The sequence below is a fragment of the Streptomyces fungicidicus genome (genome assembly GCF_003665435.1).
Taxonomy (GTDB): domain Bacteria; phylum Actinomycetota; class Actinomycetes; order Streptomycetales; family Streptomycetaceae; genus Streptomyces; species Streptomyces fungicidicus.
Map to the genome: position 1 here is coordinate 4,209,977 of NZ_CP023407.1, position 13,987 is coordinate 4,223,963.

The following is a 13,987-nucleotide window of genomic DNA, read 5'->3' on the forward strand; positions in this document are numbered from 1 at the left end:
GGGTGCGTAGGGTCGTACTCATGAGTACGACAGGCGCGTCCGCCGATCCGCTCGCCGCCCTGGGCTCCCTGCCCGGCGTGGCCGACTCCGTGGAGTCCGTGCGCAAGTCCGTGGACCGTGTCTACGGGCACCGGGTCATGCGGCGGCGCAGCAACGAGATCACCTCGGAGGCGGCGCTGCGCGGCGCCCGCGGCACTGCGGCGCTGTCGGGCGCGGACTGGGCCCTGGAGGAGGTGCGCCGGCGCAGCGACTTCAGCGGCGACGGCGAGGCGCGCACCATGGGCGCGGCCCTGCGCCTGACCGCGGAGGCCGGCCAGCTGCTGTCCATCTGGCGGCAGTCACCCCTGCGGGTGCTGGCCCGGCTGCACCTGGTCGCGGCGGCCGAGGGGGAGGAGCGGGTCGGACGTCCCCGCCAGGAGGGCGAGCCGGTCGACGAGCCCCTGATCGGGCTGGCGCTGCCGAGCGCCGCGGAGGCGCACGGGCGGCTGGAAGGGCTGTCCGAACTGATCATCGCGGGCGGTTCCGCCCCGGCGCTGGTGACGGCCGCCGTGGTGCACGGCGAACTCCTCGCGCTGCGCCCCTTCACCTCCCACAACGGCCTGATCGCGCGCACGGCCGAGCGCATCGTCCTGGTCGGCAGCGGTCTCGACCCCAAGTCGGTATGCCCCGCCGAGGTGGGCCACGCCGAACTGGGCCGGGAGGCCTACCTGGAGGCGCTGGAGGGTTACGTCTCCGGTACTCCCGAGGGCGTCGCCGCCTGGATCGCCCACTGCGGGCGCGCGGTCGGACTGGGGGCGCGCGAGTCGACGGCGGTGTGCGAGGCGCTCCAGCGCGGAGCCGCGTAGACAAAGGTCGGGCGGCGGCAGCGGACAGAAATGCGGCGGTACGAATACTCGTACCGCCGCTGGCACGTTCACCGCGGTACCAAGCGTCCTCGATATATGCCCATCAGGCGGGGAACTTTGCCCGTCACCTGGTGCGGCTGGCCCGTAATCGACGGGTCGACGTCGCGTGGGTTCGCGGTGTTCATGCTCGGTCCGTGGGGCCACTGATGCGTTGGTTGAAGGTGATCCTCTCGGATGTCCTCGGTCTCGCGGGCCGTTACGTCCTTTGTACTCCGGGTCCGGAGCGAGGGGAAGCCCAGACCCCGCTTCTTTACTTTTACGCTCAATGAGGTGTGAAACGGGCGCCGCTGGAATGTGCCGGGCCGGTGGACGGCTCGGCCGTACGCGCGTGGGGCGGTCAGGCCACCACCGCGCGGCGCCGGCTCGCGTACCAGACGAGGCCCGCGGTGGCCGCCGCGGCACCTATGGCGGCCGCCGCGACCAGGGCGGGACGCGGCGGCACCGAGAACGCGGGGAAGCGCTGCTTGAGCCGGACCGGCCGGTGGAAGTCGAGGATCGGCCACTCCCGCGTGAGGGCCTCCCGGCGCAGCGCGCGGTCCGGGTTCACGGCGTGCGGGTGGCCCACGGACTCCAGCATCGGCACGTCGGTCACCGAGTCGCTGTAGGCGTAGCAGCGTGCCAGGTCGTAGCCCTCGGACTCGGCCAGCTCCCTGATCGCCTCGGCCTTGGTCGGGCCGTACGCGTAGTACTCCACCTCGCCGGTGAAGCATCCGTCGTCGCCCACGACCATCCTGGTGGCCACGACCCGGTCCGCGCCGAGCAGTTCGCCGATCGGCTCGACCACCTCGGCGCCCGACGTGGACACGATCACGACGTCGCGTCCCGCGGTGTGGTGCCGCTCGATGAGGGTGGCGGCCTCGTCGTAGATGATCGGGTCGATGAGGTCGTGCAGCGTCTCGGCGACGATCTCCTTGACCTGCTGGACGTTCCAGCCGCGGCACAGTGCGGACAGGTACTTGCGCATCCGCTCCATCTGGTCGTGATCGGCGCCACCGGCCAGGAACACGAACTGGGAGTACGCGGTGCGCAGTACTGCCCTGCGGTTGATCAGGCCGCCTTGGTAGAACGACTTGCTGAACGTGAGCGTGCTCGACTTCGCAATGACCGTCTTGTCCAGGTCAAAGAAGGCGGCTGTGCGGGGCATCGAGTGGTTTTCCACGGTGCTGAGCATAGGGGCAGCCCATTCGGCGTAAGGTGGGGCGTGTGGGTTTGCCTGAGAAGGCTCTCGGGTACACCATGGAAGTCACGGATCGTTCGCGACCGTGTCTAACCCGGCCCGACTCCTCCCCCCCCCGAGTCGGCCGTGGGGACGACCCCCGCTCTCCCCCCCGGCGGGGGTCGTCGCATGTCCGGGTGGGTTTTCTTCCCTCTTTCGGCGGTAAGCGCACCGCGTCGGCGCCGATGGGGCGAGATGTTGTCATGCTCACGACTTGTTACTCAAGGTAGCCATCGCACTGCTCTACGGGGGTCGCACAGGAGCTGTGCGGGACTCGCCCGTAAGGGTGGCGGCGATATTCACAGCCTCTGACGCGTCCACAGTTTTCGACCAAGATCCACATGTTTTTCCGGATCGCCGCACCGTGATTCCAGCGCGCCCCGCTCGCCGCGAGTTCACATCCGCTGCCGTTTGCCGGGTCGCGTATGGCCGATTCACGCCGACCGTCGAACGAGGGCGTTACCGGCTCTTCCCATGCCTGGGAATGGCGGGGCCGCAGGGGCTCCGCGACAGACGCAGCAAAGGGGGACGAACGTGTCCGGAACCATCACCCACGACCCGCCTCCGGCCACCGGAGGAGGCAGGCCGGGCGCACCACTGATCCTCACCGAGGACGCCGGGCTCCTCGACGACCTGCTGCGCCTGTGCGCGGCGGCCGGCGCCACACCGGAGGTCCATCACGCGGTGCCGGAGTCGCGGGGCAGCTGGGAGGCCGCGCCGCTCGTGCTGGTCGGGGACGACGCCGCGCGACGGGTGCGCGGGGCGGCGCGCCGGCCGGGAGTGGTGCTGGTCGGCCGCGACCAGGACGATTCCGGTGTCTGGCGGCGGGCCGTCGAGATCGGCGCCGACCACGTGCTGATGCTGCCCGACGGCGAACAGTGGCTGGTCGACCGCATCGCCGACGTGGCCGAGGGCGTAGGCCGGCCCGCCCTGACCGTCGGCGTCATCGGCGGCCGGGGCGGCGCGGGAGCGTCCACGCTGGCGTGCGCCCTCGCCGTCACCTCCGCGCGGGAAGGACTGCGCACACTTCTGGTGGACGCCGATCCGCTGGGCGGCGGCCTCGACGTGGCGCTCGGCGGCGAGACGGCCAAGGGGTTGCGCTGGCCGGCGTTCGCCGCCTCGCACGGCCGCGTCGGCGGCGGGGCCCTGGAGGAGTCGCTGCCGGAACTGCACTCGCTGCGGGTGCTCAGCTGGGACCGCGGGGACTGCCTCGCGGTGCCGCCCCGGGCCGTCCGCGCGGTGCTCGCCGCGGCGCGGCGCGGGGGCGGCACCGTCGTGGTCGACCTGCCGCGCCGCGTCGACGACGGAGTCGCCGAGGTCCTCGCCCAGCTGGACCTCGGGCTCCTCGTGGTCCCCGCGGAACTGCGCGCCGTCGCGGCGGCGGGCCGTGTCGCCTCCGCCGTGGGCATGGTCCTGCGCGACCTGCGGCTGGCGGTGCGCGGGCCGTACGCGCCCGGCCTGGACGACCGCGAGGTGGCCAGGCTGCTCGGACTGCCCCTCGCGGGTGACGTGCCCGTCGAGCCCGCGCTGGAGCGCCCGTACGACACGGGGCGCCCGCCCGGGGGGTCGGGCCGTGGCCCGCTGGCCCGGTTCTGCAGGGAGTTCTGGGAGCGGGCGCTGGTGGAGGCGAGGACGGCATGAGGAGTCCGGTGACCGGAGCAGGGATGCCTCCCGGGCTGCTCGACGGGGTGCGGCGGTGGCTGGCCGAGAGCGGGGCCGAGCCGACGCCCGCGCGGGTGGCGCAGGCGCTGCGGGACCAGGGGCGGGTCCTCGGGGACGCCGAAGTGCTGGGAGCAGCGGAGCAGTTGCGGTCCGAGCTGGTCGGCAGCGGGCCACTGGAACGGCTCCTGTCCGACCCGGCGGTGACGGACGTGCTGGTGTCGGCGCCGGACCGGGTCTGGGTGGACCGGGGTGGTGGGCTGGAGCTCACCGGGATCCGCTTCCCGGATGCGACGGCCGTCCGCCGGCTCGCCCAGCGGCTCGCCGCCGTGGCCGGCCGGCGCCTGGACGACGCCCGGCCCTGGGTCGACGCCCGGCTGCCCAACGGGACCCGGCTGCACGCGGTGCTGCCGCCGGTCGCCGTGGGCTCCACCTGTCTGTCGCTCCGGGTCGTACGGCCGCGCGCCTTCACCCTCGACGAACTGGTCGCAGCGGGGACGGTGCCGCCCGGCGGGGACCGGGTGCTGCGGGCGCTGCTGGACGCGCGCCTGTCGTTCCTCGTCAGCGGCGGCACCGGCAGCGGGAAGACGACGCTGCTGAGCGCGCTGCTCGGGCTGGCCGGGCCGGACGAGCGGATCGTGCTGGCCGAGGACTCGGCCGAACTGCGTCCCGACCATCCGCACGTCGTGCGCCTGGAGACCAGACCCGCCAACCAGGAGGGCGCCGGCCTCGTCACCCTCGAGGACCTGGTGCGGCAGGCGCTGCGCATGAGGCCGGACCGGCTGGTCGTGGGCGAGGTGCGCGGCCCCGAGGTGGTCCATCTGCTGGCCGCCCTCAACACGGGTCATGAAGGCGGCTCCTGCACGGTCCACGCCAACGCCGCGGCTGATGTGCCGGCCCGGCTCGAGGCGCTCGGCACGGCGGCCGGACTCGACCGGTTCGCACTGCACAGCCAGCTGGCGGCGGCCCTCTCGGTGGTGCTGCACCTCGTGCGCGACCGGGGCGGACGGCGGCGGATCGCGGAGGTGCACGTACTGGAACGGGACCCGTCGGGGCTGGTGCGGACGGTGCCGGCGCTGAGGTGGGGGCCGCGGGCCTTCACCTGCGAGCCGGGGTGGCAGCGCCTGCGGGAACTGCTCGGAGCCCCGGACCGCGGCGGACAGGACGGGGGGACCGAGGGGTGAACGGGACGACGGAGGTGTCGACCGGCGCGGCCGTGGCGTGCCTGGGGACCGCGGCCTGGCTGCTGGGCGGCGGGCACGCCGGGGCCGGACGGGCGCGGCTGCTGCTGGCCGGCGGGGACACGCGGGACGGCGGGCCACGGGGGCTGCCCCGGGTGAACCGCGCGTGGGGACGCGTCCGCGGGCGGCTGCGCGCCGAGTGGTGGTCGCTGGCCGCCGGAGCGGTGCTGGCGGTGCTCGGCGCGTCCGTGCTGCCGGTCGTCGTGGGAGCAGCCGGAGTGCCACTGCTGCGGAGGGTGCGGCGGGCCGCCGGGGAACGCCGGGCGCGGGAGCACCGCGGGAACGCGGTGATCGCGTTGTGCGGGGCGCTCGCCGGGGAGGTGCGTGCCGGGCGCCAGCCGGGTGAGGGGCTGCTGCCGGCCGCGCGGGACTCCGGCGGGCTCGGTGACATGCAGGCGGCGGTGCTGGCGGCGGCGCGGTTCGGCGGAGACGTCCCGGAGGCCCTCGCGGACGCGGCTCGCCGGCCGGGCGCCGGGGGACTACGGGGACTCGCCGCGTGCTGGCGGGTGGCGGTGGACCAGGGCGCCGGGCTCGCGGACGGACTCGACCGGCTGGAGGCGGCGCTGCGGGCGGAACGGGACCAGCGGGCCGATCTGCGCGCCCAGCTGGCCGGCGCCCGCGCGACAGCGGTGCTGCTCGCCGGGCTCCCGGTGGTCGGCCTGGCGCTCGGCGCGGCACTCGGCGCCGACCCGCTGCACATCCTGCTGCACACGCCGTCGGGCCTGGTCTGTCTGGTGGCCGGCGGGGTGTTGGAGGGACTGGGGCTGTGGTGGGCGCTGCGGATCATGCGCGGAGCCGAGGAGGCGACGGCGTGAGCGGGGAACTTTTCCACAGGCTGGGGGCAGTGCTGGGGACGGTGACCGCGCTCGCCTCACTGGCGGGCTGGTGGAGTCGGACGCGCCGCGAGCGGAGAGTCCGGCGGCGGCTGGCCGGAGTACTGGCCCTGGAGCGGCGGACGACCGCCGCACGCCTCACGCTGCCGCACGCCGCGCGGAGCTGGCTGCCGTACGCGGGCGTGGCGTGTGCCGGATGGGTGCTTGTCGGAGGTCTCGCCGGAATGGCGGCGGGACCGGTCGCCGCGGCCGGACTGCGGTGGTGGCGACTCCGCCGCGGGGCGGCAGCTCCGCCCGCGGGCGTGCCGGACCCCGCCGTCGCCGCACGGCAACTGCCGCTCGCCGCCGATCTGCTGTCGGCCTGCATCGCGGCGGGCGCCGGCCCGGTACTGGCCGCGCAGGCGGTCGGGGAGACCTTGGGCGGACCGGTCGGGGAGGCGCTGGCCCGGGGTGCGGCGGAGGTACGGCTCGGCGGCGAACCCGCCGCCGCGTGGCACCGGCTGGCGTCGGTGCCGGGCGCCGCGGCCCTGGCCCGGCTGCTGGAGCGGGCCGATGTGTCCGGACTTCCCCTGGCCGCGCCCGTGGGCCGGCTCGCCGCGGAGGCCCGCGCTGAGTGGGCCCGCGCGGCGACGGCACGGGCCCGGCGGGCGGCCGTCATGGTCAGCGCGCCGGTGGGGCTGTGCTTCCTGCCCGCGTTCATCACGGTCGGCGTGGTGCCCGTGGTGATCGGCCTCGCGGGCGGGGTGCTGGGAGGAGGAGGCGGCGTGTAACGGGAGACGAGCGATGTGCGCGGCAAGGACCAGACGATCGGAACGGCTACTCCTCACGGGGGTTGAGATGTATCAGGCGGTACGGGCGCGACTGCGTGCCCTGGTGTGCAAGGTGCGGACGGCGCGGCGGGACTCCGGAATGGTGACGTCGGAGTACGCGATGGGAATCGTGGCGGCGGTGGCGTTCTCCGTCGTGCTCTACAAGGTGGTCACCAGCGGGCCGGTCAGCGCGGCGCTGCGCAACATCGTGCAGCAGGCCCTCGATGGCCGGATGTGAGCGGCGCACGGACCGGGGTTTCGTGACGGCGGAGTCGGCCCTGGTCCTCCCGGTGCTGGTGATGGTCGCGACGGCGCTGATCTGGGGCCTCCTGGTGGTGGCGGCGCAGATCCAGTGCGTGGACGCGGCCCGCGCGGGAGCCCGCGCGGCGGCCCGGCAGGATCCCCCCGACGCGGTCGTCGCACTCGCGCGGGAGACGGCGCCGTCCGGCGCGACGGTCACGGTGAGCAGGGAGGCCGAGCAGGTCCGGGTGGTCGTCGTGGCCAGACCTCCGGTCCTGCGCGGACTGCCCTTCGAGCTGAGGGAGGAGGCCGTGGCGGCCGTGGAGGAGACGGCGGGGGCGCCGACCCGGGCCGAGGGGACGTGAGGGGCGTGCTCCGCGCATGGCGCCGGGTGAGGGTGGCGGGCCGTGCTTCCGGTCGGTGTGCGGACCGGGGGTCGGCGACGGTCTGGAGCGTCGGCGCGATCGCCGTGCTGTGTGTCGTGTTCGGCGTGGTCCTCGCCCTCGGGCACGCCGTGGTGGTCCGGCACCGGGCCGCCGGGGGCGCGGATCTGGCGGCGCTCGCGGCGGCGGAACACTGGCCGGAGGGCGGCACGGCGGCCTGCGCCCGGGCTGACCGGGTCGCCCGGGCCCAGAACGCGCGGCTCGTGCGGTGCGTCCTCACCGGTGAGGTGTCGGACGTGTCGGTGGAGTCGGGCCGGGGACCGTTCACGGTGGAGATCAGGGCCCGGGCGGGCCCCGCCGGCCCGGCGGATCCCCGGCCCCCGGACCTGGCGGACTCCCGGCCCCCGGCGGACCCCCGGCCCGCGGACCCGGTCCCCGCGCCGACCCTCGGCTAGGACGCCGCGGTTCCTCCCAGCTCCGCCCCGGCCGGTCCGGAGCCCCTCTCCGCGTCCGTCGCGTCCGTCGCGTCCGCCTCGTCCTCCGGCTTCTCCTCGGGCGCCCCCTCCAGCAGCACCGTGAGCAGGCGTACCGCGCCCCGCTTGTGCAGAGGGTCGTTGCCGTTGCCGCACTTGGGGGACTGGATGCAGGAGGGGCACCCGGCGTCGCACTCGCAGGAGGCGATGGCCTGGCGGGTGGCGGTGAGCCAGGCACGGGCGGTGTGGAAGGCCCGCTCGGCGAAGCCCGCGCCACCCGGATGGCCGTCGTAGACGAAGACCGTGGGCAGCAGCGTGTCGGGGTGCAGCGGGACGGAGACCCCGCCGATGTCCCAGCGGTCGCAGGTGGCGAAGAGCGGCAGCATGCCGATCGACGCGTGCTCCGCGGCGTGCAGGGCGCCGCCGAGGATCTCCGGGTTGATCCGGGCCCGGTCCAGCTGGTCCTCGGTGACCGTCCACCACACCGCGCGGGTGCGCAGCGTACGAGGAGGGAGGTCGAGTTTCGTCTCGCCCAGCACTTCACCGGTGATGACCCGCCGGCGCAGGAAGGAGACCACTTGGTTGGTGACCTCGACGGAGCCGTAGCACAGGCGGCCGTCGCCCCACGGGATCTCGGTGTCCGTCTCCAGCACGGAGATCGACGTCGTGTCCCGGGCCACCGTCGTGTAGGTGGGATTGGCCCGCTCGACCAGGGCGACGGAGTCCTCCAGGTCGAGGGAGCGCACGAGATACGTCAGGCCCTGGTGCAGATGGACGGCGCCCTCGTGGACGCCGGTGTGGGCCGCGCCCGCGTCGACCGTGCCGAGCAGCCTGCCCGTACCGGCCTCGACGACCTGGACCGGCCGGCCGCCCTCCCCGCGGATGTCGGCCAGGTCGGCGGCCCGCTCCCGGCGGGTCCAGTGCCAGGCCTTCGTCCGGCGGCGCAGCAGCTTCGCGGCCTCCAGCTGCGGGAGCAGCTCCCCGGCGGCCGGGCCGAAGAGGGCCAGGTCCTCGTCCGTCAGCGGCAGTTCCTCGGCTGCCGCGCACAGGTGCGGGGCGAGCACGTAGGGGTTGTCCGGGTCGAGGACGGTGGACTCCACGGGCCGGTCGAACAGCGCCTCGGGGTGGTGGACGAGAAAGGTGTCCAGGGGGTCGTCACGGGCCACCAGGACGGCCAGCGCGCCCTGTCCGGAGCGTCCCGCGCGGCCCGCCTGCTGCCACAGGGAGGCCCGGGTGCCCGGATAGCCGGCGATCACCACGGCGTCCAGGCCGGAGATGTCCATGCCGAGTTCGAGGGCGTTCGTCGCGGCCAGACCGAGCAGTTCGCCGCTGTGCAGGGCGCGTTCGAGGGCGCGGCGCTCCTCGGGGAGATAACCGCCCCGGTACGCGGCGACCCGCCGGGCCAGCGAGCGGTCGACCTCGGCGAGACGGTCCTGGGCGATCACGGAGATCAGCTCGGCGCCGCGCCGTGAGCGCACGAAGGTGACCGAGCGGATGCCCTGCACCGTGAGGTCGGTCAGCAGGTCGGCGGCCTCGGCGGTGGCCGTACGGCGGACCGGCGCCCCCTTCTCGCCGTGCAGTTCGGTGAGCGGTGGCTCCCACAGCGCGAACACCAGTTCACCGCGCGGCGAGGCGTCGTCGGCCACCTCCACGACCGGCAGGCCGGTGAGGCGGCGAGCGGCGACCGCGGGCTCGGCGGCGGTCGCGGAGGCCAGCAGGAAGACGGGTGAGGCGCCGTAGCGGGCGCACAGGCGTCGCAGCCGGCGGAGCACCTGGGCGACGTGCGAGCCGAAGACGCCCCGGTAGGTGTGGCACTCGTCCACCACGACGTACTTCAGCGACTTGAGGAAGGAGGACCAGCGGGGGTGGGACGGGAGGATGCTCCGGTGCAGCATGTCCGGATTGGTCAGCACGTAGTTGGCGTACTGGCGGATCCACTCGCGTTCCTCGAACGGCGTGTCGCCGTCGTGGACGGCCGCGCGCACCGAATGGCCCAGTGGTTGTGAAAGTTCCTTCACGGATCGGCACTGGTCCGCGGCGAGGGCCTTCGTGGGAGCGAGGTAGAGGGCGGTCGCACCGCGGCCGTTCGGGGCCTGTGCGCCGTCCAGGAGCGCGGACAGGACCGGCATGAGGTACGCCAGGGACTTGCCGGACGCGGTGCCGGTGGAGACCACCACGGACTCGCCGTCCAGGGCGTGCTCGGCGGCGCGTGCCTGGTGGGCCCAGGGGTGCTCGATGCCCGCCGCCCGCACGGCGGCGAGGATCTCCGGGCGGATCCGGTCCGGCCAGACGGCATGACGCCCCTCACGTGGGGGCAAGTGCTCCGTATGAGTGATGCGCGAAGCCCGGCCCGGTCCGGATGCGAGCCGGTCCAGGACCGCGTCCGGCGCGGGCCTGGACGGGTGTTCCGCCGGGGGCCGATCGGGTCGGTGATTCTTGGCCATCGGCACCGAGTGTGTCACTGGCGTGACGGACAATGGGGCCAAGGCGTCGTGCACGCCTGCCGGTAAGTGATTGAATGCCATCGCGGCTGGCGAACCGTCCCGGGGGCTGAGCCGAGATGCCCCAAGGGCGACCGCTCGATAGCTAGGTGCTGGAGGATCCGTGGACCTGTCCCTGTCGACCGAGACCATGGGCGATCGCACGATCGTCAGGGTCGGTGGCGAAATCGACGTATATACCGCGCCCAAGCTGCGCGAGCAGTTGGTCGAGCTGGTGAACGACGGCAGTTTCCACCTTGTCGTCGACATGGAGGGCGTGGACTTCCTCGACTCCACCGGACTCGGCGTGCTGGTCGGCGGCCTGAAGCGCGTCCGTGCCCATGAGGGCTCACTGCGCCTGGTCTGCAACCAGGAGCGTATTCTCAAGATCTTCCGTATCACCGGCCTCACCAAGGTGTTCCCGATCCACACCTCGGTCGAGGAAGCGGTGGCGGCGACCGACTGAACACCCCGCCGCCCGGGCCGCAGCGTCCGGGCGGCGGACGTGAACCACGAGGAGGGCCCGGCTCTCGGCGGCCCGGCCTCTCCACAGCACGCCCGTAGTCGCGAGGGGGATGCATGGCCACCGTCGAACTCCGCTTCAGCGCGCTGCCCGAGCACGTGAGGACCGCCCGGCTCGTCGCCGCGGCGGTGGCGCGCAGGGCCGGAGTGGACGAGGCCGTTCTCGACGAGGTCAGGCTGGCCGTCGGAGAGGCGTGCAGCCGGGCCGTGGGGCTGCACCAGAACGGCGGAATCTCGGCACCGGTGAAGGTGCTGCTGATCGAGGAGGAGAAGCTGTTCTCCATCGAGGTCGGCGACGAGGCGCCGCACGCGGCCATCGGCGGCCGCGCGTCCGGCGACGGGCCGGGAGACACCGACGCGGAGACCGAGGAGGACGAGATGGGCCTCGCGGTCATCAGCGGCCTGGTCGACGACGTCGAGGTCAGTGCGGGGAAACAGGGCGGATCGATCCGCATGAGGTGGCCCACCGTGCCGCCGGTCACCTCCCTCGGCTGACCCGTTCACCCGGACGGCGACTGTTTTTCCGAAGGGCCCCACTCGTGGGGCCCTTCGTCATGTGCGGGTGCCGGTGCCCCCGCTTACAGTGGTCTCGAGCGGTTGATCGCGTGAATTCGTTCACGACCTGCCGTGCTCCGTAAATGAGATCAAGAGAATGCTCCAAAAGCATTACCGATTTCGGGTCTCCGGCTGTCCGGCGATCATTATCGAAGAGTGCGCACAGGACATTTACATTTCACGCGCTCTGTTTTGATCAGGTTCCGGTACCTACAATCCCGTCCACATCTTGAGCTCAGCCCAAGCGTCAAGGAGGACGAATGGCGGGGCTTTTCCTCACACAAGAGTCGGGCCGACCCACATCCCTCGCGGCCGCCGTGCTGACCGACGAGAACCGCCTGCTCGTGGTGGTCATCGGGGTCGTCGCGCTGGCGGCGCTGGTGCTCGCGGCAGTCCTGGTGCGCCAGGTGCTCGCGGCCGGCGAGGGCACCGACAGCATGAAGAAGATCGCGGCAGCGGTCCAGGAGGGTGCGAACGCCTATCTGGCCCGTCAGTTGCGCACCCTCGGCGTATTCGCCGTGGTGGTGTTCTTCCTGCTCATGCTGCTGCCCGCGGACGACTGGGGCCAGCGTGCCGGACGGTCGGTGTTCTTCTTGATCGGAGCGGCGTTCTCGGCGGCCACCGGCTATATCGGTATGTGGCTCGCCGTGCGCAGTAATGTGCGGGTCGCGGCCGCGGCGCGCGAAGCGACACCGGCCGAGGGCGAACCGGAAAAGGATCTCACCGCCGTCTCGCACAAAGCGATGAAGATCGCTTTTCGTACGGGCGGCGTCGTCGGAATGTTCACCGTCGGACTCGGCCTGCTCGGCGCCTCCTGCGTGGTGCTGGTGTACGCGGCCGACGCCCCGAAGGTGCTCGAGGGGTTCGGTCTCGGCGCGGCGCTGATCGCGATGTTCATGCGGGTCGGCGGCGGCATCTTCACCAAGGCCGCGGACGTCGGCGCCGACCTGGTCGGCAAGGTCGAGCAGGGCATCCCCGAGGACGATCCGCGCAACGCCGCGACCATCGCCGACAACGTGGGCGACAACGTCGGCGACTGCGCGGGCATGGCGGCCGACCTGTTCGAGTCGTACGCCGTGACCCTGGTGGCCGCCCTGATCCTCGGCTCGGCCGCTTTCGGCGACGCGGGGCTCGCCTTCCCGCTGCTGGTGCCCGCCATCGGCGTCCTCACCGCGATGGCGGGCATCTTCGCGGTGGCCCCGCGGCGCGCCGACCGCAGCGGCATGAGCGCGATCAACCGGGGGTTCTTCGTCTCCGCGGTGATCTCGCTCGTCCTCGTCGCGATCGCCGTGTACGCCTATCTGCCGTCGACGTACGCCGGCCTCGACGGCGTCACCGACGAGACCATCCTGGGCAAGGACGGCGACCCGCGGATCCTGGCGCTCGTCGCGGTGGCCATCGGCATCGTCCTCGCCGCCCTCATCCAGCAGCTCACCGGCTACTTCACCGAGACCACCCGGCGCCCGGTGCGGGACATCGGGAAGACCTCGCTCACCGGCCCGGCCACCGTCGTCCTGTCCGGTATCTCCATAGGCCTCGAATCCGCCGTCTACACCGCCCTGTTGATCGGCCTCGGCGTGTACGGGGCGTTCCTGCTCGGCGGTACGTCGATCATGCTGGCGCTGTTCGCGGTGGCGCTGGCCGGCACCGGACTGCTCACCACGGTCGGTGTGATCGTCGCGATGGACACCTTCGGCCCGGTCTCCGACAACGCGCAGGGCATCGCCGAGATGTCCGGCGACGTGGAGGGCGCGGGCGCCCAGGTGCTCACCAACCTGGACGCGGTCGGCAACACCACCAAGGCCATCACCAAGGGCATCGCGATCGCCACGGCCGTCCTCGCGGCGGCGGCGCTGTTCGGCTCGTACCGGGACGCCATCACCACCGGCGCGCGGGACGTCGGCGAACGGCTCAGCGGTGACGGCGCCCCGATGAGCCTGATGATGGACATCTCCCAGCCCAACAACCTCGTCGGTCTGATCGCGGGCGCGGCGGTCGTCTTCCTCTTCTCGGGACTGGCGATCAACGCGGTCTCGAGATCGGCGGGTTCGGTGGTCTACGAGGTGCGCCGGCAGTTCCGCGAACGGCCCGGGATCATGGACTACAGCGAGGAACCGGAGTACGGCAAGGTCGTCGACATCTGCACCAAGGACGCCCTCCGGGAGCTCGCCACACCCGGTCTGCTCGCCGTGATGGCGCCCATCTTCATCGGGTTCACGCTCGGCGTGGGCGCCCTCGGGGCGTTCCTCGCGGGCGCGATCGGCGCGGGCACCCTGATGGCGGTGTTCCTCGCCAACTCCGGTGGCGCCTGGGACAACGCGAAGAAGCTCGTCGAGGACGGCCACCACGGCGGCAAGGGCAGCGAGGCCCACGCGGCCACCGTCATCGGCGACACCGTCGGCGACCCCTTCAAGGACACCGCGGGACCCGCGATCAACCCCCTGCTGAAGGTGATGAACCTGGTGGCGCTGCTCATCGCGCCCGCGGTCATCAAGTTCTCCTACGGCGCGGACAAGAGCGTGGGAATGCGGGTGCTCATCGCCGTCCTGGCGCTGCTCGTCATCGTCGGCGCGGTGTACGTGTCCAAGCGGCGCGGCATCGCCGTGGACGACGAGGACAACCCCGAGCCGAAACCCAAGTCGGCCGATCCGGCGGTGGTTTCCTAGGGACG

General features: G+C 73.0%; 13 protein-coding genes. 11 read left to right on the forward strand and 2 right to left on the reverse strand.

Annotated features, from left to right (window positions below):
- Window positions 1–20 precede the first annotated feature (20 nt).
- Window positions 21–845: a Fic family protein gene (locus CNQ36_RS19275; protein WP_121546911.1), complete on the forward strand. Its 825-nt coding sequence runs from the start codon at window positions 21–23 to the stop codon at window positions 843–845.
- A 397-nt stretch (window positions 846–1,242) separates the two neighbouring features.
- On the opposite strand, the gene CNQ36_RS19280 is transcribed toward CNQ36_RS19275, so the two are convergent.
- Window positions 1,243–2,076, reverse strand: coding sequence for an HAD family hydrolase (locus tag CNQ36_RS19280; RefSeq protein ID WP_004928262.1), 834 nt, complete (start codon window positions 2,074–2,076; stop codon window positions 1,243–1,245).
- Between the two features lie 579 nt (window positions 2,077–2,655).
- Between CNQ36_RS19280 and ssd the strand changes: the two genes are divergently transcribed.
- The 7 genes from ssd (at window position 2,656) to CNQ36_RS19315 (ending at window position 7,741) form a co-directional block, all read left to right on the forward strand.
- Window positions 2,656–3,762 (forward strand): septum site-determining protein Ssd, encoded by a 1,107-nt coding sequence (gene ssd, locus CNQ36_RS19285; protein WP_176117857.1) that lies wholly within the window; start codon window positions 2,656–2,658, stop codon window positions 3,760–3,762.
- A complete protein-coding gene (locus CNQ36_RS19290) occupies window positions 3,759–4,964 on the forward strand; it encodes a TadA family conjugal transfer-associated ATPase (protein ID WP_121546913.1) in 1,206 nt (401 codons plus the stop codon). Before ssd ends, CNQ36_RS19290 begins: the two co-directional genes overlap by 4 nt.
- Window positions 4,961–5,836, forward strand: a complete 876-nt coding sequence (locus CNQ36_RS19295) for a type II secretion system F family protein (RefSeq protein WP_121546914.1) — start codon at window positions 4,961–4,963, stop codon at window positions 5,834–5,836. Before CNQ36_RS19290 ends, CNQ36_RS19295 begins: the two co-directional genes overlap by 4 nt.
- Window positions 5,833–6,624, forward strand: coding sequence for a type II secretion system F family protein (locus CNQ36_RS19300; RefSeq protein WP_121546915.1), 792 nt, complete (start codon window positions 5,833–5,835; stop codon window positions 6,622–6,624). Before CNQ36_RS19295 ends, CNQ36_RS19300 begins: the two co-directional genes overlap by 4 nt.
- Before the next feature lie 67 nt (window positions 6,625–6,691).
- On the forward strand, window positions 6,692–6,901 hold the full coding sequence (locus CNQ36_RS19305; RefSeq protein WP_004928246.1) for a DUF4244 domain-containing protein: 210 nt from the start codon (window positions 6,692–6,694) through the stop codon (window positions 6,899–6,901).
- Window positions 6,888–7,268: a TadE family type IV pilus minor pilin gene (locus tag CNQ36_RS19310; protein ID WP_121546916.1), complete on the forward strand. Its 381-nt coding sequence runs from the start codon at window positions 6,888–6,890 to the stop codon at window positions 7,266–7,268. The genes CNQ36_RS19305 and CNQ36_RS19310 overlap by 14 nt, the downstream gene beginning before the upstream one ends.
- 104 nt (window positions 7,269–7,372) lie before the next feature.
- On the forward strand, window positions 7,373–7,741 hold the full coding sequence (locus CNQ36_RS19315; RefSeq protein ID WP_398488107.1) for an Rv3654c family TadE-like protein: 369 nt from the start codon (window positions 7,373–7,375) through the stop codon (window positions 7,739–7,741).
- Here the strand turns inward: CNQ36_RS19315 and CNQ36_RS19320 are convergent.
- Entirely contained in the window at window positions 7,738–10,284 is a 2,547-nt protein-coding gene (locus CNQ36_RS19320) for a DEAD/DEAH box helicase (RefSeq protein WP_121546917.1), read from the reverse strand. The two genes, CNQ36_RS19315 and CNQ36_RS19320, sit on opposite strands and share 4 nt — an antisense overlap.
- Before the next feature lie 79 nt (window positions 10,285–10,363).
- Between CNQ36_RS19320 and bldG the strand changes: the two genes are divergently transcribed.
- The 3 genes from bldG (at window position 10,364) to CNQ36_RS19335 (ending at window position 13,982) form a co-directional block, all read left to right on the forward strand.
- Complete coding sequence (bldG, locus tag CNQ36_RS19325; RefSeq protein ID WP_003991900.1) at window positions 10,364–10,705, forward strand: anti-sigma factor antagonist BldG; 342 nt, start codon at window positions 10,364–10,366, stop codon at window positions 10,703–10,705.
- Between the two features lie 113 nt (window positions 10,706–10,818).
- Window positions 10,819–11,256: an ATP-binding protein gene (locus CNQ36_RS19330; RefSeq protein ID WP_121546918.1), complete on the forward strand. Its 438-nt coding sequence runs from the start codon at window positions 10,819–10,821 to the stop codon at window positions 11,254–11,256.
- 320 nt (window positions 11,257–11,576) lie between these two features.
- A complete protein-coding gene (locus CNQ36_RS19335) occupies window positions 11,577–13,982 on the forward strand; it encodes a sodium-translocating pyrophosphatase (protein ID WP_004928220.1) in 2,406 nt (801 codons plus the stop codon).
- The last annotated feature ends 5 nt before the right edge of the window (window positions 13,983–13,987 follow it).

Coding starts and splice junctions, on each gene's coding strand:
- CNQ36_RS19275 (WP_121546911.1), top strand. CDS start 21: ATGAGTACGACAGGCGCGTCCGCCGATCCGCTCGCCGCCCTGGGCTCC.
- CNQ36_RS19280 (WP_004928262.1), bottom strand. CDS start 2,076: ATGCTCAGCACCGTGGAAAACCACTCGATGCCCCGCACAGCCGCCTTC.
- CNQ36_RS19290 (WP_121546913.1), top strand. CDS start 3,759: ATGAGGAGTCCGGTGACCGGAGCAGGGATGCCTCCCGGGCTGCTCGAC.
- CNQ36_RS19305 (WP_004928246.1), top strand. CDS start 6,692: ATGTATCAGGCGGTACGGGCGCGACTGCGTGCCCTGGTGTGCAAGGTG.
- CNQ36_RS19310 (WP_121546916.1), top strand. CDS start 6,888: ATGGCCGGATGTGAGCGGCGCACGGACCGGGGTTTCGTGACGGCGGAG.
- CNQ36_RS19320 (WP_121546917.1), bottom strand. CDS start 10,284: ATGGCATTCAATCACTTACCGGCAGGCGTGCACGACGCCTTGGCCCCA.
- CNQ36_RS19330 (WP_121546918.1), top strand. CDS start 10,819: ATGGCCACCGTCGAACTCCGCTTCAGCGCGCTGCCCGAGCACGTGAGG.
- CNQ36_RS19335 (WP_004928220.1), top strand. CDS start 11,577: ATGGCGGGGCTTTTCCTCACACAAGAGTCGGGCCGACCCACATCCCTC.